This window comes from Neobacillus sp. PS3-40 (genome assembly GCF_030915485.1).
GTDB lineage: Bacteria > Bacillota > Bacilli > Bacillales > Cytobacillaceae > JAUZPL01.
Genome location: NZ_CP133266.1, coordinates 574,805 through 595,044 on the forward strand (window position 1 = coordinate 574,805; position 20,240 = coordinate 595,044).

Annotated in this window: 22 protein-coding genes; 6 read left to right on the forward strand and 16 right to left on the reverse strand. The window is 34.8% G+C overall.

The features are described 5' to 3' along the window. Position 1: 1 nt before the first annotated feature. The 7 genes from RCG20_RS02875 to RCG20_RS02905 form a co-directional block, all read right to left on the reverse strand. On the reverse strand, positions 2–2,032 hold the full coding sequence (locus RCG20_RS02875; RefSeq protein WP_308182727.1) for a proton-conducting transporter transmembrane domain-containing protein: 2,031 nt from the start codon (positions 2,030–2,032) through the stop codon (positions 2–4). Positions 2,033–2,666: 634 nt separating this feature from the next. After that, positions 2,667–2,849: a hypothetical protein gene (locus RCG20_RS02880; RefSeq protein WP_308182728.1), complete on the reverse strand. Its 183-nt coding sequence runs from the start codon at positions 2,847–2,849 to the stop codon at positions 2,667–2,669. A gap of 205 nt (positions 2,850–3,054) precedes the next feature. Then, positions 3,055–3,648 carry a biotin transporter BioY gene (locus RCG20_RS02885; protein ID WP_308182729.1) on the reverse strand — a complete coding sequence of 198 codons (594 nt, stop codon included), beginning with the start codon at positions 3,646–3,648 and terminating at the stop codon, positions 3,055–3,057. A gap of 290 nt (positions 3,649–3,938) precedes the next feature. Next, positions 3,939–4,373: a S1 domain-containing RNA-binding protein gene (locus tag RCG20_RS02890; protein ID WP_308182730.1), complete on the reverse strand. Its 435-nt coding sequence runs from the start codon at positions 4,371–4,373 to the stop codon at positions 3,939–3,941. Positions 4,374–4,539: 166 nt separating this feature from the next. After that, positions 4,540–5,505, reverse strand: coding sequence for a quinone oxidoreductase family protein (locus RCG20_RS02895; protein WP_308182731.1), 966 nt, complete (start codon positions 5,503–5,505; stop codon positions 4,540–4,542). Between the two features lie 453 nt (positions 5,506–5,958). Beyond that, the gene (locus RCG20_RS02900) at positions 5,959–6,108 is read right to left on the reverse strand and encodes a hypothetical protein (RefSeq protein WP_308182732.1); all 150 of its coding nucleotides are present in this window, start codon (positions 6,106–6,108) and stop codon (positions 5,959–5,961) included. Between the two features lie 130 nt (positions 6,109–6,238). Then, positions 6,239–7,045: a histidinol-phosphatase gene (locus tag RCG20_RS02905; protein WP_374120525.1), complete on the reverse strand. Its 807-nt coding sequence runs from the start codon at positions 7,043–7,045 to the stop codon at positions 6,239–6,241. Positions 7,046–7,171: 126 nt separating this feature from the next. Here RCG20_RS02905 and RCG20_RS02910 point away from each other — a divergent pair, with 126 nt between their 5' ends. The 5 genes from RCG20_RS02910 to RCG20_RS02930 all read left to right on the forward strand — a co-directional run bounded on the left by RCG20_RS02910 (position 7,172) and on the right by RCG20_RS02930 (position 10,804). Further along, positions 7,172–7,756: a phosphatase PAP2 family protein gene (locus tag RCG20_RS02910; RefSeq protein ID WP_308182734.1), complete on the forward strand. Its 585-nt coding sequence runs from the start codon at positions 7,172–7,174 to the stop codon at positions 7,754–7,756. A 198-nt stretch (positions 7,757–7,954) separates the two neighbouring features. Then, positions 7,955–8,722 carry an alpha/beta fold hydrolase gene (locus RCG20_RS02915; RefSeq protein ID WP_308182735.1) on the forward strand — a complete coding sequence of 256 codons (768 nt, stop codon included), beginning with the start codon at positions 7,955–7,957 and terminating at the stop codon, positions 8,720–8,722. A 222-nt stretch (positions 8,723–8,944) separates the two neighbouring features. Next, positions 8,945–9,121 carry a hypothetical protein gene (locus RCG20_RS02920; RefSeq protein WP_308182736.1) on the forward strand — a complete coding sequence of 59 codons (177 nt, stop codon included), beginning with the start codon at positions 8,945–8,947 and terminating at the stop codon, positions 9,119–9,121. A gap of 224 nt (positions 9,122–9,345) precedes the next feature. After that, a complete protein-coding gene (hemQ, locus tag RCG20_RS02925) occupies positions 9,346–10,089 on the forward strand; it encodes a hydrogen peroxide-dependent heme synthase (RefSeq protein ID WP_308182737.1) in 744 nt (247 codons plus the stop codon). Positions 10,090–10,210: 121 nt separating this feature from the next. Further along, the gene (locus RCG20_RS02930; RefSeq protein ID WP_308182738.1) at positions 10,211–10,804 is read left to right on the forward strand and encodes a VanZ family protein; all 594 of its coding nucleotides are present in this window, start codon (positions 10,211–10,213) and stop codon (positions 10,802–10,804) included. Positions 10,805–10,878: 74 nt separating this feature from the next. On the opposite strand, the gene RCG20_RS02935 is transcribed toward RCG20_RS02930, so the two are convergent. Then, the gene (locus tag RCG20_RS02935) at positions 10,879–11,487 is read right to left on the reverse strand and encodes a histidine phosphatase family protein (RefSeq protein WP_308182739.1); all 609 of its coding nucleotides are present in this window, start codon (positions 11,485–11,487) and stop codon (positions 10,879–10,881) included. 102 nt (positions 11,488–11,589) lie between these two features. After that, positions 11,590–12,390: a hypothetical protein gene (locus RCG20_RS02940; protein WP_308182740.1), complete on the reverse strand. Its 801-nt coding sequence runs from the start codon at positions 12,388–12,390 to the stop codon at positions 11,590–11,592. Positions 12,391–12,622: 232 nt separating this feature from the next. Here RCG20_RS02940 and RCG20_RS02945 point away from each other — a divergent pair, with 232 nt between their 5' ends. After that, positions 12,623–12,844, forward strand: coding sequence for a hypothetical protein (locus RCG20_RS02945; RefSeq protein ID WP_308182741.1), 222 nt, complete (start codon positions 12,623–12,625; stop codon positions 12,842–12,844). An 82-nt stretch (positions 12,845–12,926) separates the two neighbouring features. On the opposite strand, the gene RCG20_RS02950 is transcribed toward RCG20_RS02945, so the two are convergent. The 7 genes from RCG20_RS02950 to RCG20_RS02980 form a co-directional block, all read right to left on the reverse strand. Continuing rightward, a complete protein-coding gene (locus RCG20_RS02950; RefSeq protein WP_308182742.1) occupies positions 12,927–13,985 on the reverse strand; it encodes a tartrate dehydrogenase in 1,059 nt (352 codons plus the stop codon). A gap of 20 nt (positions 13,986–14,005) precedes the next feature. Beyond that, complete coding sequence (locus RCG20_RS02955) at positions 14,006–14,887, reverse strand: fumarylacetoacetate hydrolase family protein (protein ID WP_308182743.1); 882 nt, start codon at positions 14,885–14,887, stop codon at positions 14,006–14,008. Between the two features lie 156 nt (positions 14,888–15,043). Beyond that, a complete protein-coding gene (locus tag RCG20_RS02960; protein ID WP_308182744.1) occupies positions 15,044–16,222 on the reverse strand; it encodes an MFS transporter in 1,179 nt (392 codons plus the stop codon). A gap of 16 nt (positions 16,223–16,238) precedes the next feature. Next, entirely contained in the window at positions 16,239–16,838 is a 600-nt protein-coding gene (locus RCG20_RS02965; protein ID WP_308182745.1) for an undecaprenyl-diphosphatase, read from the reverse strand. 180 nt (positions 16,839–17,018) lie between these two features. Beyond that, positions 17,019–18,245 (reverse strand): MDR family MFS transporter, encoded by a 1,227-nt coding sequence (locus tag RCG20_RS02970; RefSeq protein WP_308182746.1) that lies wholly within the window; start codon positions 18,243–18,245, stop codon positions 17,019–17,021. Positions 18,246–18,413: 168 nt separating this feature from the next. After that, positions 18,414–19,208, reverse strand: a complete 795-nt coding sequence (locus RCG20_RS02975; RefSeq protein WP_308182747.1) for an ABC transporter ATP-binding protein — start codon at positions 19,206–19,208, stop codon at positions 18,414–18,416. Further along, entirely contained in the window at positions 19,183–20,214 is a 1,032-nt protein-coding gene (locus RCG20_RS02980) for an ABC transporter permease (protein ID WP_308182748.1), read from the reverse strand. The genes RCG20_RS02975 and RCG20_RS02980 overlap by 26 nt, the downstream gene beginning before the upstream one ends. Between the last annotated feature and the right edge of the window lie 26 nt (positions 20,215–20,240).

A 20,240-nucleotide genomic window follows, 5' to 3' on the forward strand; every position in this document is an offset into this window, starting at 1 on the left:
ACTACCTTCCCATTACCCAAATAAGCATGAATACCAGTGTCGCAAGTAAATACAGTAAATAACTTTGCACAATTCCGTTTTGAATCTTCCGGAAAATATTTGCTCCTGCAACAAGTAAATTCATGATTGGTTTATATAAAAAATCTTCTATAATCAGTGGAATTCGACTAACATATGTATACCCTCGGACAAAGTAGGGATTTCGAGGGTTTTTGTCAGTAATGAGACTGCGCGACGACTTCATCAACAGTCGAAAAGCGACACGGACAGGTTTACTGAAACCACTAGCCGTATAAGTCATTCGCGGAACTAGAGTGATCCCACAGGCCCATGTTTCTCCTCGAATGGTTTTTGTCTTGCCACCAATAAATTGTGTAATTGCCCACGCAATCAACAATCCACATAGAATCATAAGCACTGTTGTCCCAATCGATATTTTACTAAATCCGGTACTTACCATCGCTGGGGTAATGGAAAAAGAAGGAATGGAAGAACCCCCTACAAGTGCCTTTATTGTTTTTTGAATTACACCAAATATCACAAAAGGAATAACGCCTAAAAGGATACAGGCTGCAGACAAGATTCCCATTCCAATGAGCATAGGACGGGGTACTTCATGTGCTTGCTCAGCCATATTCGAACGTGGAAGTGCCAGAAATGTCATAGAAAAGAAACGAATAAATAAAAATGCAACCAATGCGCCGACCATTGCCAATACAGCAATCATAAGCGCCCCAAATAAATGCATTGCGATACTGTTACCAAAAAATCCTAGAGTAAAGATGGATTGAAACAGCATCCACTCACTGATGAAACCATTCATCGGTGGCATTGCAGCAACTGATAATGAACCGATTAGCATGAACAATGCTGTCCAAGGCATTCGTCTGATTAAACCGCCGAGCAGATTCATGTTCTTCGTATGACATTCCATAAGAACGGCGCCTGCCCCCATAAACAAAAGGCTCTTAAACAAAGCATGATTGATTAAATGGTACAAGACAGCAAGCAATGCGAACGAAGCTAATAACGGTTGTCCTTTTGATAGGAAAATCAATGCAATCCCAATTCCTATGAACATCAATCCCATATTTTCGATACTGCTATAAGCAAGCATCTGTTTCTGATCAATCTTTCCCAATGCATGCAATACACCAAATAGAGCGGTATTTCCTCCAATAACAATGACGGCAATTCCCCACCAAAGCGGTCCTGATTGCAAAAACTGCATCGTAATTAGGAGAAAACCGTAAATGGCAGTTTTAATCATAACACCAGACATTAAAGCGGATATATGACTTGGTGCACTAGGATGTGCCCTCGGCAACCAGATATGCATTGGTACAAGTCCCGCTTTGGTTCCAAAACCAATCAGAGCACAGATAAAGACCCAAGATTGAGCCGACTGTGGCAAATGGATATGGTTCATTTGTTGAAATTCATAACTACCACTGTAATAATGAAGAATAAAAAAGGCGATCGTCAAAAAAACGGTTCCGATATGGGTCATAATTACATAAATTAATCCAGCCTTTTGCACTTCAGGCTTTTCATGTTCATAGATTACAAGAAAGTATGAAATAACAGACATGACTTCCCAAGCTATTAAAAAAGTAAAAATGCTTCCGGCCATAACAACACCAGCCATAGCCATAATAAAAATCAACATTCCAGCGTTCAACAACGACACTGATTTACGTCCCCTATATTCCGATACATACCCGATGGCATATATAGTCACAATCAATCCAATAACACCAACAATGAGAAGAAAAAAAGCTGAAAATGCATTGACTCTAAGTTCGATATTGGTAAAAGAAAAAACCCCCCGAAACAAGGTGGCTGTTAGCGTCTTTTCTGTGAGTCCTAAAATCCCCCCTGCAATAAGACCAACATTTGCGATTATTGAGCAGGTATTAGCGATTAGTCCGCTGATAAGAGCATTTTTGTGAAAGAGAATTGACATAACCGCGCCTGTAGCAAATAGGGTTATTGACCCTACAAAAATAATAAGTTGCCACGATTCTTCCAAAATATATATCACTCCCACCTTAGTACTACTACAAAAAATAGGTATGTATGTAAGAAAAAATTGTAAAATAATTGATTAAGTAGCCCGATTGATTTTGGCTGTTTTCGCATAGATTGTTGTTTTACGTACAAATGGACATAGCCCGTATAAATCTTAGTATCGTGCTCTTTTCACTCTCAACTTGACCATAATATATTCCGTAAAACTTGTAAGAATCTGCAAATTAGCAGCGAATAACAACAAAGTTTGAGAAAAAGCCTTGATTTTAGAAGAAATGGAAAAACTAATTTACTAACAAACTTCTAGCTTTGATTAGGTGTTCCAAATGAACTTGAAATTCCGACTAAACCCAAGAACATTCCCCCTAGAATTTAATAGTAGAATACCTATATTTTGACATAATATAGCGAAGATTGCGAGATTTGTTTTTACCCAACTTTTAAATTTGTTTTATACACATTTCCAACCTTTTTATGTTAAAAAATCTACTATAGAAAAGGGATAGAATTAGTCCAAAATGTATTTTTTAACTAATCTACTTCCGAAACCTGAAGTTTGAAAAATGCGCCTCTACGAATAGCAGAAACGCACCTTTAAATGAACGAATGGAAATAAAATAAATTCAGGGAAAATATTACTTTTTATCATCACTTTTCATATTTTTCATTTCTTTATTACTCATATTCATTTTCTTTTTACCCGTTTGTTGTGTTTGTTTATCATCCATTTTTTTGCCACTACTTTGTGCATTTGAGCAGCCAACTACTCCGACTAATAATAAAGAAGCCATTAAGCTTACTATTATTTTCTTATTCAAAGTTCAATCACCCCCATAAAAAAATTGAAAAAATTAATAAAAACGACAGATTTTACCTTACAGTATAAATTTGCAGAAATTAAGGATTTTTTTCTTTAAAAGAATATTATTTATTACCCTTTTACCCATAAAAAAAACCTAATCGAAAAATTTTCCGATTAGGTTTTTTTTATATAAATTCTTATTAGCTAAAAAAAGACTGATATTAACTTGCTTTTCTTAACTTTCTAAATTGACTTCGTGATAATACAGTCCGTTCTAAACGATGCCCCACTATTCCTGCTAAAATTGCTAGAAAAATATCTTTAGGGAGAGGAACGACCATCCATAACCAAGCCATTTTATAGGTAAATCCTTCTGGCGCAGAACTCCAAAATTTATAAGCAACGTACATCAAATTTGTGCCCATAACATAATTGATGACCAAGCCAATTAATGCGGCGAAAATAAATACTCCAACTGTTTTTTTCATTTTTTCAATTATGTAGCCAGTAGCAAATGCAGTAAAAATAAAGGAAATAATAAAACCGAATGTAGGGCTAATAATAGTCCCCAGACCAGCTCCAAATTTTGCAAATACAGGAACTCCCACTAATCCCACTAGAGCGTAAACAGTCATTGATATAGCTCCTAAGCGACTACCAAGGACCACTCCAGCTAAAATGGCAAAAAATGTTTGTAGTGTTATCGGTACTCCCCCAATTACTAAAAAAGGTGCAATAGATGTGATATTAGCACCAACTGTCATTAAAGCGACAAACATGGCGGCTAGTGTAATTTCAGTCGTTCTTAGCTTCATAAATACTACCTCCAAAATATTTTATCTAAATTAAGAATAATAGGTGAACACGGTTTGTGTCAACTAGAAATTAAATTTAGTTTACATATAAAATCTTTTATCTTTATGATTTCATTCATTTTAAAGCTTTTTTATCTGAAATCAGGAAAAGTTCCTCCCTACTAGTAAACACAACAAAAGCCTAAGCAGTAGAAAATCTGCCTAGGCTTTTAGTTGCTATTTATGACAAAAGTAAAAGGAACCAGCAACTTTTGCTGATTCCCTTATCATATTTTAAAAAACGCAACAGATTATCCGCGTCTTCCGCCTCTACCGCCTCGTTTTGTTTCAGTACTACGTTTAAGGGTAGATAAATTCTCTTCACTTGCCTTTAAAAATTTAGCCATTTTATCTTCAAAATTTTCCTTAGGTTTGAAATTGCCTTTTGAACGGCTATCAACCCTTCCCTGGCGTGGCGGGCGTTGAGAATAAGAAGAAGTTTGACCTTCAGGCTTATCGATAGCTTTCTTGATTGATAAGGCTGTTTTTCCTTCCTTCTCACTAATCACTTTTACTAAAATCATATCGCCTACTTTGAGATGGTCATTAACATCTTTTACATAGCTATCTGCAACCTCGCTGATATGCACAAGACCAGTTGTTCCTCCTGGTAATTCAACGAATGCTCCAAAATTTGTGATACCTGTTACTTTTCCTGTTACTTTGCTGCCTATTTCAACTGACATAAAAATAATGTTCCCCCTCAATACTGTTAAAAACAATTTATTATAACAATTTTAGGGTAATGATATCAACTATCCAGTAGTTTTTCAATATAAATTCAACAGATTGGCAAATATTGAGTAATTCCAATAAAGTAGGATTGCACAAAATTCTTATTTTATTTATCTGTTAAGGTATCAATAATATTTTTCCGGAGCTTTTTCTGCTTTCAAGTAATTTGTGTGCTTCAACGCCATCTTTTAATGAAAAAATTGTAGGTTCATTTATTTTAATTTGCTTATTCAATATCATTTCAAAAAGTTGATTGGCACGATTACGCCTTTCTGAAAGAGATGTGAGTACATTCCAAAGGTCTCCACCTGTAATGGTTTTTGAGGTATCCATCAACATCCTTGGATCTATAGGTTCAGGATCTCCTCCTGACATGCCGAAAAACACTACCGTTCCTCCAATTTTAGTTGCGGCAAAACTAGATGATATTGTAGAACCCACAGATTCATATACAACGTCTACACCTCGCCCATCAGTCATTTCAAGTACCTTTTCTACCCATTCATCATTATATAAGAATACTTCATCACAACCTACCTTTTTTGCTACTTTTGCCTTTATTGAAGAAGATGTAAGCCCGATAACCCTTCCCCCAGAAAGCTTGACAATTTGAATTAAGAGTTGACCAACCCCACCTGCTGACGCATGAATGAGAACTGTATCACCAGTTTTCACCTTGTAACTATCATTTGTTAAATAGTGTGCTGTTAATCCTTGCAACAGGACAGAAGTTGCTGTTTGAAAAGAAATGTCATTTGGAATAGGGATTGCTTTTTCCTGTGGAACTGCTACTAACTCTGCATTGGCAAAGGGTACATCTGCAAAGGCAATTCTGTCCCCCACTTTTATATCTTTAACGTTGATACCTACTTGTTCAACTATTCCGGATCCTTCGAATCCTAAGATATATGGTGGATCCCCAACTAAATGATAATTTCCCTTCCTTCTGTAGATATCAGCAAAATTTAAACCAATTGCCTTAGTTTTTACCAATATGTCATCTTGGCTACAGAAAGGAGTAGCTATTTCTTTATATTGTAGAACTTCAGGACCTCCAAATTTTTCAAAAACAAGTGCTTTCATATTTTTATTACCTCAATTTCATTATTAGATAAATACATTTTTGTGTGAAGAAAAGGGGCGAAGCTACGCTCGAAAGAATTGGAACAACCAATTCGTAATGAAAATTTAATCCTTCAGCATCGAATTAGTGAAGACCTACTTCGCTTACAGCTCCTTACTATGTTGGTTTAGTTCATTTACTAAGAGTCTTCTTCATTTTAAATGGTGGCGTGAAATGCCATATTCGTTTTGTATGTTATTTAATGTGCAATCTCTTTGCCATCGAGTCTAAAAAGATGGATTATTCTTTTTGTAAATAATAGAATAGATTTTTAGATTTCGCAATTTTAGAGGAGATCTTCAATTGTCTAGTCGGTTATACAGACACCTTTTGAAGCTGACCTCTAGATATTCACAATACAAAAAAAGCAGAGGACTCTGCCCCCGCCTACTAAATAACTATTATTTAAATTATTATTTTCCTTCACTAAAATCACTTTGGTTTACCTCTTTTTTTTCTGAAGCGATAGGCTTAGGAGATTCCATGCTAGTCATATTTTCAAGGGCTTTGCCTACTGTGGTTGTAACATTCAATTTATGTTCCGGAATTCGTTGACTTTTCATTATTATAGGCCCTCCTTTCCACCTTTATTTTCTTCCCATCATAAATATTTATACTTTTACCTTTTATCTGGAATAACGAATATTTTCTCAACTAGACAAAGATGGATAACAAATTAATTAGTTACGGATATTAGAGTCTTACAATAATTCTCTGTTTGTTTTTAAAATACACCATTTCCTTAAACCCGATATCCTTAAGGTGGGTTTGAACGATCTCAAACTCATCCCCGACTCTATGGGGATCATGGGCATCTGACCCAAAGGTAACCTTCACCCCATTGTGCCGTGCCAGCTCCAGTATCTCATCGGATGGATACCAGCCCCCTACGTCTTTTGTTTTACCAGAAGTGTTGATTTCAATGGCGATATCGCATTCTCCAATTATTTTTAACGTCTGTTCGACCGCTTCAGTTTGTATGAATGAAAAGGCAGGATAATATCCCTTCATAGCATCAATATGGCCAAGAATTTGAAACATGCTACTTCGTGCAGATTGGTTGATTAGAGAGTAGTATGTTTCTTTAGTTCTTATTTTTTCTTGTTCAGTAAGACCATCCCAGCGACCTTTTTCGAAAATGTTAATCCCGTCCACATGGTGAACCGACCCAATGATGTAATCAAAGGGATATCTTTCATAATATGAACGATATATTTCGATTTGCTCTGGAAAGAAATCTGATTCTACTCCTAACAGGACGTCAATTTTCCCACTGTACAATTTCTTCAGCTGTTGCACTTCATGAACATAATCGGAAAAATGGCTTTTAGGCATGGCAATAGTAGGATAGGGCTGGTCTTCTTCATTTGTGAAGTATGGTGAATGATCTGCAATTCCTATAACATTTAACCCCCTATCTATTGCTGCTTCAATATATTCCTGTATCTTGCCTTGAGCATGTCCACAAAGGTCGTGATGAGTATGTAAATCAAATTTTATTTTTGAATTCAACTTTAATCACCTCTTTCAGTAATTTCTCCTACTAGTCGACTCTTTCATACATATTTACTTATTAAAGAGAAAAACTACCATTGGAATTGCAATTAAATAGAAGGAGACATTCTTATGGACTACAGGATATTTAGATTGATTAACCAATTTGCTGGTCGGTATCAGCATGTAGATAAGGTGATAATTACTTTTTCTCAGAAAGTTCGCTATTTGTTTTTCTTTATATTAATCTTCATGTGGTTTCGTAACAACTTTCATAAAAAGATTACTTTAAATGCATTACTTTCGGTTGGGATATCGATAATTATGAATAAAGTGATTAAACTGTTCTATTTTAAACGTCGTCCATTCTTGAATCTTTGGGTTCATTTATTACCCCCATCCCCTTCAAAAAGTAATTCATCATTTCCAAGCAAACACACCGTTCTAGCATTTGCTGCAGCAACATCTATCATATTGTATAAGCGTGTCTTAGGTTGTGTGATGTGCTTTTTTGCACTCCTTGCTGGATTCTCTCGCATTTGGATGGGTCAACATTACCCATCTGATATTGTAGGCAGTGCCTTACTTGGATTTATAACGAGCATAGTTGTTAAGTTGACAGGATGGATTTGGAATCCAATCATTAAACGAGTATTACAAAATTACAATGGTTTCTGTTCCATGTTGAAAAATCATATAAAGAATTCCTTAATTTAAATTTTAGGGAATACCGCTTTAAAGTTTCAATTGGTATCAAGGTACACAATAACCTTCTTACGATTTATCTTAAATCGCATTCCATTTTTTCAAAAAAGTATTTTGGATTAAAATTGATAATTACAAATTTCTCTTTTTTGTAAATAGTATAAATCAAAGCGCAAAACTGAAGTTCTTTTCATTGAGGTGAGCCTATCCATGCCAATTTTGGAAGTAGACGGAATTAGTCTATATTATTCTGTTAAAGGAAATGGAATTCCTATTGTTTTTATTCATCCTCCAGTGCTTACTAGTATCAATTTTAGATACCAAGTAGATGAATTATCCCTACATTTCAAAGTTATTACTTTTGATATAAGAGGCCATGGAAGGAGTCAGTATTCAAAAAAAACGATTTCCTATTCACTAATTGTTGAGGATATTAGACATCTGTTGAACCATCTAGAAATAAAAAAAGCATTTATTTGTGGATATTCAACAGGAGGATCTATTGTCCTGGAATTTTTATTGACAACACCTAACAATGCTTTAGGGGGAATTGTAATCAGCGGAATTTCAGAGGTGAGGGATAGAAATCTAAAGAAGAGAATTTCTTTAGGAATTAAATTGGCAAAAGCTAGAGCCATATCAATTTTAGCTTGGTCCATATCATGGAGCAATTCAAATACTAAAGAGTTATTCCTAAAGATGTTTACAGAAGCACGAAAAGGAAATGCAAAAAATATCGAGCAGTATTACAGTTATAGCTTGAATTATGATAGTACCCAATACCTAGGAAACATACACCTTCCTGTTTTACTGGTCTATGGTGATGAAGATAAATCATTTTATAATTATGCCAATATATTGCATAAAAAATTGCCGTATAATGAATTAAAATTCATTGAACATGTAAAGCATCAGATTCCCACTAAAGCAGCCATCAAGTTAAATGAATTGATTAAACAGTTTGTGAAATACCCATGACGTAAAGAATAAGGTAGAAAATTTTACTTTACCAACCTTGAAAAGCACAATTAAAGAACTAATTCTGTAAGATTGAAATAGAGTTTTTGTCAAATTGCAGCGATTGTAATTTTTTCAAAAATAAAAGACACTACTTAGATAAGAAGATCATATTCATACTGTTATCTTTATCACTGCATAAATGTTTCAATTTACCTATATTTATTATAGGAGGTGTGTATAATGAAAGTAAATTATCCTGTTAATGACACTGCTGATCTAAAAGAGATAAAAGAAGCCCTTAAACCTTATGGCGGACGTTGCGCTAAAATCGTAGAAGGTACACTGGAGTATCAAATCAAAGAAGAAAATCAAAGTGAAGCTTACGAGCAATTAAAAGGCAAAGGGTTTATAGAATAAAAGTCAGGGTTATATACCTGGCTTTTTATTTTTTTCCATTAATTATCGTTTCTCCTCATGCTTACTCCTCCTCAATGACTCAAAAACAACACTCATTAAAAAACAATCTTGAAAAGAATTATTTATGTGATATATATCACAACTACTAATAGTGAAAATCATTATCGTATAAATTAGGGATAATAAGTATATAAAAAGAATAATTTTAATTAGGAGTGATTTTGATGAATCAAGCTATGAAAACAATTGAGGGCTGGTATTGTTTACATGACTTTCGGACTATTGATTGGACAAAATGGAAGACAGTATCTTCAGGACAACGGGAACAAGCCCTTCATGAATTTAAATCATTATTGAAAAAGTGGGAAATGATTGAGTCAAATAATAAGGGAAGTCATTCAGTGTATACTGTTGTTGGCCAAAAAGCAGATCTTTTATTTATGATTTTGCGCCCTACAATGAAAGAACTCAATGAAGTTGAAACAGAATTCAATAAAACCATTCTTGCTGATTTTACAGTACCAGCATATTCTTACATATCTGTTATTGAAAAAAGTAGTTACTCGCAAATGGCAGAAAATCCTTTTGAAGATCCAGCTATGTTGGCAAAACTTCACCCTACGATACCAAAGAATGAATATTTATGTTTTTATCCAATGAGTAAGCTTCGCGCGGAGAAAACAAATTGGTTTATGCTTCCAGTTGAAGAAAGAAAAAGATTGATGTTTGAACATATTGGTACAGGTAAACCCTATAATGAACAAGTAAAACGAATTATAACAGGCTCTATTGGTTTTGATGATTACGAATGGGGAGTTACTTTATTTTCTGACGATGCCTTGCAATTTAAAAAGCTAATATATGATACAAGATTTGATGAAGTTAGTGCTGTTTATGGTATTTTTGGCTCCTTCTTTATTGGAAATCTTCTAAAGCAAGATAGAATAAACCAGTTCTTTCATATTTAACGAGACGGTCAAAAACCGTCTTATTTTACTTTTATGTTATAGTGAAAATAGGGAGCTGAACATGTTACGTTATAAATTTTTTGCTTTTTGGTAAATTGCAGAAAAAATTGAGGTGTCTTTCATGAAAAAATCATTCTTTATGTCTTTAGCGATTTCAATTGGTTTATTTTTTTTATTATTTCCAATCTTAATTCAATTAACAGCATACCTCCACCCAATCGTTTTAGCAGTTGTATTCTTTTGTATCTTCATTATCACATTCTTCTTAATCCTATTGATCAATAGACAGACACTTCATTTACCTTACTCCTTATTTTTATGGATTTTGATTCTATATACTATAGCCCTTTTGGTATTGCTGTTTTATCGTCCAAACAACCAAAGCTACCATTCGATGAATCTAATGCCGTTTGCGACGATCTCTTATTATCTTTCAGGAAAAGTTAATTTATTAATTTCAGTATATAATCTTACCGCGAATATCGGTTTGTTTATTCCATATGGCGTTTTTTTACTGATTGTTTTTAAAAAAGGCTATTATAAACTTATTTTTTTACCCTTTCTATTCATTAGTTTGATTGAAGTAGGACAATTTATAACTCAACGAGGCAGCATGGATATCGATGACCTTATTTTGAATATGGTAGGAATTTTCATTGGCTATGGGCTTTATCCCATTTTCAAACGAGTTATCATTCTTTCAACATTAATTTAAAAGGATTACAACAAAAAAGCTTGAATAAGCTTCTATCCAAGCATTTTTTATCAAAGTAGCTCTTTCTATTAATCTTATAAATGTGATGTATCATATTTAAGTAAAAATTCGTTTATCCCTTCGCTTATCTTAACCAAAGATAAACTTGTTGATGGAATTGCTGGAGTTGACCATAGCTTTTCCAATGGGATTTTTTCAAAATAATGCATTAATAATTTAAGTGCAATTGAATGGGTGACAATACAAATATTTTCTGATGGGTGTGCCTTAACGATACTTTCGATTGTGTTTACCATTCTTTCTTGAACTTGTTTAAATGATTCGACTGTATCACTTGAAAACAAATGAGGCTTTTCCCAAAAAGTGAACCATTGTTCAGGAGTGGCCTTTTCGTTTTCATCAAACGTTTTCCCCTCCCATATTCCAAAAGATAACTCTCTTAGTGAGTTAAGTTTAATCACCTCAATTGGTCTTCCCCTCTTGATTATTTCGGCGGTATTTATGGCCCTTTCACTTGTGCTCGAATAAATTGCATCTAAGGAAACAGTAGAGAGCCTGTCAGCAAGCTGCATTGCCTGCTTTACCCCTTTATCAGTTAAAGGAGAGTCTTTCCACCCCTGCATTACGTTTTTTGTATTCCAAATTGTTTCACCATGCCTTGTTAGATATAGATGGGTACTCACTTCAAATCCTCCATGAAATTCCTTCTTTATTTCCACATTAGTAAACTATTTGTTTTTTATCTAATAATATTTTAACATAATATCCCATTATATTAATTAAGATTATTTCTTTTTAAGCTTTAAAATAAAATTTAATTCATTTTGAAACCTATCCAATAAATCTTCGAATGTAGAATTAATTAAAAATGGAAAAAGGTTTTCGAGTGCTTCATTATAATCTTGACCCAATGCTTCTCGGAGAATAACATACTTTTGAAAGAGTAGTGCTTTTTCAAAATCAATACCTAGTTCGTATAAACCATTAGATAAGTCATCTTTGGGAATTTGTTTGATTTTCTGAAATGCTTTTTCATTATTTTCTATAAACTTTTCTTCTAAATAATGTGTAACGTAATCGGTGTACACCATTTGACCAATCTCATTTGTTTCTTTTTTAGTATAATTAAAGCCAATAACCCGATCTTCCTTATTTTCACGGATTATAAACGTTTTATTACCTTGTAAATGCCTAATAAAATTCTTTACGCTTTTATCAAAAATTTTGTTAAACTTAATGATTTGATGCAGTTTGACTGCAAAATCGGTATGTTCTTCGCCAACTACAAATAATCGGTCCACAATCGGCAATAGCTTTAATACCCCTTCAGAAAGTTGACTTGATGCATCATAAATAATAATATCGTATTTTTTTTTCATTTTTTTAATTTTACTTTTTTGATTTGATAACGATAATTTTGAAAATTCATGGATTAGCTCATCTGATATCTCTTCTTTTTCTAGAGTCCCATAGGAAATGAATGCAGTAGATAAAGTCGTGTTTATTTTAAGCCAATTATAAATCGACAAAGACAACTCAGTTACACCTGATTTTGCTTTTGGCGAATAAAAACCAACCAAATACATATCACTCACCAGCCTTTATTATAATAATATTCCAAAAGGGGGATAAGTGTTAAAGACAAACCACTTCGTTTCTTGTTAAACTATGAACTTGATGCTCCAACTCGTTTGTGCTTAAATTCGTATTTTCTTTACAGAAAAATCATGACCATAATATGGATAAAATCAAAATAGTAGGGGATCTTATGTGCAAATGAATCCATCTATTAATTGGAATCAAAATCAGGAGGTTTATATGAAGTTATACAGCAACATGGAGTTTGAAATGAAAAGTACTTTTTTACCTAACATCAGCAACTCAGATACATTGAAGATAACAGAAATTACACCTAAAAGTGTTGTTATTCTCATGCACAATTCCAATTGCAGGGGAGTATTTCCAATAGACAACTTTCAATATTGGATTAAAAAAAATTCATTGGTTCATATTATTGAAAATGAGGTGAAGACCTCATAATAGCTAAATATGAACTTGATTTTTTTACCATTTTAAAACGAAGACACTAGTGAAATTTCACTAGTGCCTTCATTTACCTTCATCAAAACTCTTTTATTTTACTGCATACTGCATTAACAACATCAGTTGTAGATGACTTTCCTCCAATATCAGGGGTTTTAATGCCACTGTATGTTACCTCTTGAACAACATCCAAGACCTTCTGTCCCAATTCATATTCACCGAAATGGTCAAGCATCATCTTAGCAGTCCAAATTTGCCCGATTGGATTGGCAATTCCTTTGCCATAAATGTCAGGAGCCGAGCCATGTACTGGTTCAAACATGGACGGATACTTTCCATTTATATTTATATTGGCTGCAGGGGCTATCCCGATACTTCCCATGATTGCACCACCAATATCAGTTAATATGTCGCCAAATAAATTACTAGCTACAATAACATCAAAAATTTGTGGTCGTGTCACAAAGAATGCTGCTAAAGCATCAATATGATAGGATGATGTATCAATATTTGGGTATTCCGTCTTTACTTCATTAAATACTTCATCCCAAAATGGCATCGAATGGACAATCCCATTTGATTTAGTCGCACTTGTAACGTGCCTTTTCCTCTTTTTAGCAAGTTCGAACGCATAACGCATGGCACGCTCTGTTCCTTTTCGAGTAAATACTGCGTTCTGAATGGCAATTTCATCTTCACCCTGATGAATTCTACCACCAACTTCACTGTATTCCCCTTCACTATTTTCCCTAACCACAATCAAGTCAAAGTCATTTGGATTGACCAGTGGAGATGTAAGCCCTTTAAAAAACTTTGCAGGGCGTATGTTTATGGATTGTTCAAATTCTCTTCTGATTTTTATTAATAATCCCCAAAGAGAAACATGGTCAGGAACTAATTGGGGGTTCCCAACAGCACCTAGAAATAGTGCGTTAAAGCCTTTTAAAGAATTCAATCCGTCTTCCGGCATCATTTTGCCATGCTCCAAATAGTAATCACAACTCCATGGGAACTCACTGTACTTGAATTTTAGTCCACCGTGAACTTCTGCTACGGCATCTAAGACTTTTAATGATGCTGGAACCACTTCTTTGCCAATTCCATCTCCAGGGATTACAGCGATTTCCAATGTATTCATTTATGTAAAACTCCTTTAAGTTACTTTAAAATACTTGTTAATTCACCTATTGATTCAATTATCACATTTATTTCATCCCCGGATTTTAACCAAGTTTGCGATTCTGTTGGGTAACCAAGAATAACACCTTGTGGAGTTCCTGTGAAAATAATATCACCAGGCTTTAATGTCATATATTGAGATATGTAACTAATTAAAGTGGCACAATTAAAAATCATATTTTTTGTATTTCCTATTTGGCGTATTTCCCCATTAACATGACATTCAATAGCTAAATTATTTGGATCAACCTCATCACTTGTGACAATACATGGCCCAACAGGGGCAAAGCCATCAGGGCTTTTTCCTAGCAACCACTGACCAGTTTTAAATTGCAAATCACGTGCAGAGATGTCATTTCCAGCACTGTATCCAAATACATAGGATAATGCATCTTCCACCGCTACATTTTTAGCCGTTTTTCCAATGACAACAACAAGTTCTGCTTCATAATCCATTTGTTTAGCACCTTGTGGAATTGAAATGTAATCATTATGTGCAGCTAATGCATTGTTAAATTTACTGAATAAGATTGGTGATGTTGGAATATCCATTTTCGACTCTTTAGCATGGTCGACATAATTTAGGCCTACACAAATAATTTTTTCAGGATTGGTTATTGCCGGTGCATACTTAAGTTCATCAACAGATACAAATAATTCTGATGACCCTTCTGTGCAAGCATGGCTTACTAAACTTTTCAACATCAAAGAACCTTCATCTTCTTGTAAAATTAATTCTTGAAGACTAGCAGGTACAGTTTGCCCAAACAGTTCAGCTGCAACTTTTACATCTAAAACTCCAAGATCCGTTTTTACACCTAAACGCAGTTCACCTTGTTTTACAAATTGTAGTAGTTTCATAACTTCCTCCCCTTTAATTGCCTAAAAAATTGGAAATATTATTATTATTGTACTCCTAAATAATTATTTTTCCAATGGATGATCCAGCAATTAGTAAAGAAAGCCCGCCGATTGGGATCCTAAGGGCGATGACAGAGGAGTAATAGACTTTATGCGCTATTCCTTGATAATAAACAACAGAATTGCTGCCAAAATTGCCAAGCCACTACTTGTCGCAAAGGTGGCTAATGGACCAAAAGCTTGCCATAAAGATCCTGCGATAATACTCGCTGGTAAGGCGGCAAACCCAGTGAAAGCATTAAAGGTTCCCATTGCAGTGCCTCGATTTCCCATAGGCACTAAATCTGCTATATATGCTTTTTGTATTCCTTCTGTTGCTGCATAATATAGACCGTAGAATACAAATAAAATCCAAATGCCCAAAGGGTGATGGACTAGACCAAATCCTAAATAAATAATCGCAAAAATCACGTATCCACTGATAATCACGGGACGTCTACCAATTCGATCGGAGAGAATTCCAGTTGGTAATGAAAAAAAGGTATAGGTCAAATTAAAGACCAAATAAGCAAGGGGAATGAGTGTATCTTTCATTCCGACCTCTTTGGTTTGTAAAATCAAAAAGGCATCAGAGGAATTGCCCAAAGCAAATAATGTCGATATTAAGGTGAAAACAACAAATTTACGCCCCATTTGCTTAAGACTAATCTTTGGTAACCCACGTTGTTCACTATTTTCATCTTTTTTCTTTTCCTTTAAAAAGAATATCAAAACAAATATTGCCAATACACCGGGAATTGCTGAAAGTACAAAAATTGTGCGATATTGTCCGTGATATGTGTTTAGAATGATAAAGGCAACAAGTGGGCCAATCACAGCTCCAAGGGTATCCATTGCCCGATGAAAGCCAAAAGCCTTCCCTCTATCTTCTTTTGTTGTTGCGTCTGCAATTAAAGCGTCTCTTGGAGCTCCGCGCATACCCTTTCCAAACCGATCACCAAACCGAATAAACAGAACCTGCCACCCTGAAGTTGTAATGGCAAAAAACGGCTTTATCAAATTTGATAAGCCGTAACCAATAATCATTAAGGGTTTTCTCTTCCCAATTTGATCAGAAAACCAACCGGAAAAAAGTTTTAGGACACTTGCAGTACTTTCTGCTATTCCTTCAATGATTCCTATTGTACCAATCTGTGTATGCAATACACTTGTGAGAAATAAAGGCAATATCGGAACAATCATTTCACTAGACATGTCAGTTAATAAGCTTACGAATCCAATCCAAAAGATAATTGAACGAACACCTAATACTTTTTTCTCCCGATTGAATTCCATACACACACCTCAATTTTTAGGAATGGGAAATATTTTTATTCTTCCAAACTTTGCTCTCGAGCTTTTCATAAAAATCAACAATACTACATAGGATATTATCTGCAAGTTTCCAACGTTTCATTAATCCATGTACACTAAATGCTATTACAATTCCAATTACGATTCCAGCAAGGACATCAGCAGGATAGTGAACACCTGTCCAGACCCGTGAAAAAGCAATACCTGTAGCTAATAGTAACCAAACCCATCCATCCCTTTTCCTCCAAATCCATATTGAACCTGCAATAACAAATGCTCCTGTTGCATGGTCACTTGGAAAAGAAGCATTAGCGGCATGCTGAATAAGCTGTATGACATGGTGGTGAACAAACGGGCGATCACGATAAATAAGTAAACCAATCAATCCGTTTATTCCTAAAGCGACACATGCGGCTATCAAACCTTCCGCAACCATGCGTCGGTTCGTCTTTGTCCGCATAAACCAATAAATAATAATTCCTAGAAAAAATAAATATTCTCCATCCTGTGATAGAAAATCCATTATTGGATTTAAAGATGCATCAGAAATAGCAAAATGATTTATGATTTGAAAAATATGATAATCCAATTGAAGCATATACAAACACCCTTTTCATAAGTTTTTCTTACTAGTAAACGAGCCGCCAACAATAGGACAAAAAGCGCATCTAAAAGAAAAGACTTATAAAAAAGAAAAAAGTTCATTAAAAACTAAACTTTTTTTCCTCTAAGATATATTCATTTCTATTCTTGGTTCTTTAGCGCCACCGAAGTTTGCTTATTCCTTTAGTTTGCTCATATGTGGGCTATTTTTCAGTTTCAGTTTAACATTTATTAAAATAGGAACTCCAATAATTGAGAGTAAAAACAGTGATCCAAAAACCATTAACGGATTATTATAACCAAAATAATCTAACAAGAAACCACCGAGTGCTGGCCCTAGTACGTTTCCTATTTGGGTAAAGCCCATCGCCCCAAAATAAGTTCCCCTTAGATTTGGTTTCGCAATTGTATCCATAAACATATCTGTCATCGAAAACATCAAAACTTCTCCAAATGTAAAAATAATTACCATTACAATCCATATAGGGATTGTATCTGCAAGTCCAAAACCTATTAAACCTGTACTGCAAATAACATTACCTAAAATAATCGACAGAATGGGAGAATACTTTTTCCCTATTTTCAATAATGGATATTGTATCAAAATAACAACGGCAGCATTCAATGCCAAAAAAATCGAAAAGAACTTCGCGCCATTTTCTATTTGTGTTGTATTTGATAAATACTGTGGCAATGTTGAGCCAAATTGTGAATACCCCGTAATGGCAAAAATCAGGCCAATTAATGACCATAAAAGAATGGAGTCAGTCCTCGCTATTTGGAACGCTTGCTTTAAAGTAACTCGTTCTTCATTGTTATTTTTCGAACCAGGTGAAAGGGGATATTTCCGAAAGGTTATGATTAGTGAGATTCCATAAATAATATAAACGGCAGCTGCAATAAAAAATGGAAAGGTAGTTTTGGAAGATCCTAAATAATAGCCCACAATCGGACCAAAGATCACACCAATATTAATAGCTGTATAGCGTAAGTTAAAAATAACCAATCGATTTTTCGGCTCTGTTAAATCAGCAAGTAATGCCCTTGAAGTTGGTTCAAAAACAGAGCGGCAAAAACCATTCATCGCATTAACTACAAAAAAGCCAGCAACAGAATTAACCACACCAAAGCCTATAAAAACACCTACCCACAGAAAGATTGAAATATATAAAACTATTTTTCTTCCAAAACGATCTGATAGATACCCACCAAAAAAGCTAGTGCCAATTCCAATAAATGAACTAACAGCAATAATCATCCCTGTTTCAGATGAAGATACACCTTTAACATTGGTTAAATAAATCGCCAAAAACGGAATGCTCATTGATGTAGCCATTCGACCAAACATCGTACCAATGATAATGTTCAAAATTAATGGATGAAGTTTTTTTAATGTTGTCATGTCAAAATCCTCTAAACATATTATTACCCATCCACAAACAAAAATGGGCTGTTAAAAGTTAAGAATAGTCTGTACTATTTTATCTTTTAACAGCCCTTCTGGCAAATTTTTTCAAAAAAGATTTCATCACAAAAAGATCAATCCGAGGAGTTGATCTTTTTGTGTAAATTAAGACAGGATTGCACGATCGTTCGCCATTTGGGAACCGCGAATTCGCTTAAACTCCTGTAAAAGGCTTTCAATCGTGAGGTTTTTCTTTTCTTCTTCATCTACTTCAAAAATAATTTGACCTTTATCCATCATAATTAGGCGGTTTCCTAAGTCAATTGCCTGCTGCATATTATGTGTAACCATCAACGTAGTTAAGTGATAATTTTCTACTATTTCTTTAGTAAGGTTTGTAATCAACTCTGCTCGTGAAGGGTCTAGTGCGGCAGTATGTTCATCCAAAAGTAAAATAGATGGTTCAGTAAAGGTTGCCATTAATAAAGACAGTGCCTGCCGTTCCCCACCTGATAATAACCCCACTTTAGCATTTAGCCGATTTTCTAAGCCAAGATGCAATGATTCCAGTACTTCTTGAAAGTAATGGCGGCGCTTCTTGGTTACACCAATCCTAAGTGTCCTTGTTTTATTGCGGGAAAAAGCCATTGCCAAATTTTCTTCAATTGTCATAGTTGGAGCTGTGCCAGCCATAGGATCCTGAAAGACACGACCGATCATTTTGGAACGTTTAAATTCCGAAATATTCGTTACATTTTTTTCATCTAGATGGATTTCCCCTATATCTGGAGTTATGACGCCAGATATAATATTCATTAATGTTGACTTTCCAGCACCATTACTTCCAATGACTGTAACAAAATCCCCCGATTCCAGTGTTAAATTAATATGATCAATTGCAATTTTTTCATCGGGTGTTCCCTCATTAAAAACCTTATGAATCTGATTTAATCGCAGCATGCCCTCCACCCTTTCGTTTTACGGGAACATGAATTACGTTTATTCTCTCTCTTTTCTTGCGTGCTTTTCGCTTTCTTTCAGCGAATGACTCTAACACTTTTGGCATCGTCAGAGCAACTAGCACAATTAATGCAGTAATTAATTTCATATCGCCAGGATTAAGAAACTCAACACGAAGAGCAATTGTCACAACAAGGCGATATATAATTGAACCACCAATGACGGCCAATGTTGTTCGAGCAATCGTTTTTGTTCCAAATAAAGCTTCTCCAATAATGACTGAAGCAAGGCCGATCACAATCATTCCAATTCCCATACCAACATCAGCAAATCCACCTTGTTGGGCAATTAATGCGCCAGAGAAAGCAACTAATGCATTGGAGAGTCCGAGTCCAAAGATAACCATCAAATTTGTATTGGCAGACAGACTACGAATCATCCGCTTATTATCCCCAGTTGCTCTGACTGCAAGACCAATTTCCGTTTTAAAAAAACAATCAGTTAGCCCTTTAATCATAAAAGTAACAGCAATCATAAAAATAAGAATTCCCCATGTATCCGGGAGACTATCCCCAAGTCCAATTGCTTTTAAAATAGAATTAAAGAAGTTGTCTATTCCAGCTTTTTCAAAAAAAGCACTGATTTTTGTAAAAGATGTATCAGTATTTAATAAAGGAATATTGGATCTCCCCATTATTCTAAGATTAATAGAGTAAAGAGCTATCATCATTATTATTCCAGAAAGCAAGTTGTTGATTTTTCCCATCGTATGGATAATTCCAGTCAAGCATCCTGCCACAAAACCCACAATTAAAGCCGTAAACGTGGCAATAAATGGATTTACCCCCCCAACAATCATGGTTCCCGCGACAGCAGCCCCTGTTACAAAGCTGCCATCTACTGTTAAATCTGGAAAATCCAAAATTCGAAAGGATAAATAGACACCCAATGCCATAATCGCATAAATAATACCTGATTCAAATGACCCAAATATGGCGGTAAACATGAGATCAACATCCTTTAATCACAAAT

Bases quoted from the DNA above. Each gene is read 5' to 3' on its own strand.
- RCG20_RS02885 (WP_308182729.1), bottom strand. From the start codon at position 3,648: ATGAAGCTAAGAACGACTGAAATTACACTAGCCGCCATGTTTGTCGCT.
- RCG20_RS02890 (WP_308182730.1), bottom strand. From the start codon at position 4,373: ATGTCAGTTGAAATAGGCAGCAAAGTAACAGGAAAAGTAACAGGTATC.
- RCG20_RS02895 (WP_308182731.1), bottom strand. From the start codon at position 5,505: ATGAAAGCACTTGTTTTTGAAAAATTTGGAGGTCCTGAAGTTCTACAA.
- RCG20_RS02900 (WP_308182732.1), bottom strand. From the start codon at position 6,108: ATGAAAAGTCAACGAATTCCGGAACATAAATTGAATGTTACAACCACA.
- RCG20_RS02910 (WP_308182734.1), top strand. From the start codon at position 7,172: ATGGACTACAGGATATTTAGATTGATTAACCAATTTGCTGGTCGGTAT.
- RCG20_RS02915 (WP_308182735.1), top strand. From the start codon at position 7,955: ATGCCAATTTTGGAAGTAGACGGAATTAGTCTATATTATTCTGTTAAA.
- RCG20_RS02920 (WP_308182736.1), top strand. From the start codon at position 8,945: ATGAAAGTAAATTATCCTGTTAATGACACTGCTGATCTAAAAGAGATA.
- hemQ (WP_308182737.1), top strand. From the start codon at position 9,346: ATGAATCAAGCTATGAAAACAATTGAGGGCTGGTATTGTTTACATGAC.
- RCG20_RS02930 (WP_308182738.1), top strand. From the start codon at position 10,211: ATGAAAAAATCATTCTTTATGTCTTTAGCGATTTCAATTGGTTTATTT.
- RCG20_RS02940 (WP_308182740.1), bottom strand. From the start codon at position 12,390: ATGTATTTGGTTGGTTTTTATTCGCCAAAAGCAAAATCAGGTGTAACT.
- RCG20_RS02945 (WP_308182741.1), top strand. From the start codon at position 12,623: ATGAAGTTATACAGCAACATGGAGTTTGAAATGAAAAGTACTTTTTTA.
- RCG20_RS02950 (WP_308182742.1), bottom strand. From the start codon at position 13,985: ATGAATACATTGGAAATCGCTGTAATCCCTGGAGATGGAATTGGCAAA.
- RCG20_RS02955 (WP_308182743.1), bottom strand. From the start codon at position 14,887: ATGAAACTACTACAATTTGTAAAACAAGGTGAACTGCGTTTAGGTGTA.
- RCG20_RS02960 (WP_308182744.1), bottom strand. From the start codon at position 16,222: ATGGAATTCAATCGGGAGAAAAAAGTATTAGGTGTTCGTTCAATTATC.
- RCG20_RS02965 (WP_308182745.1), bottom strand. From the start codon at position 16,838: ATGCTTCAATTGGATTATCATATTTTTCAAATCATAAATCATTTTGCT.
- RCG20_RS02970 (WP_308182746.1), bottom strand. From the start codon at position 18,245: ATGACAACATTAAAAAAACTTCATCCATTAATTTTGAACATTATCATT.
- RCG20_RS02975 (WP_308182747.1), bottom strand. From the start codon at position 19,208: ATGCTGCGATTAAATCAGATTCATAAGGTTTTTAATGAGGGAACACCC.
- RCG20_RS02980 (WP_308182748.1), bottom strand. From the start codon at position 20,214: ATGTTTACCGCCATATTTGGGTCATTTGAATCAGGTATTATTTATGCG.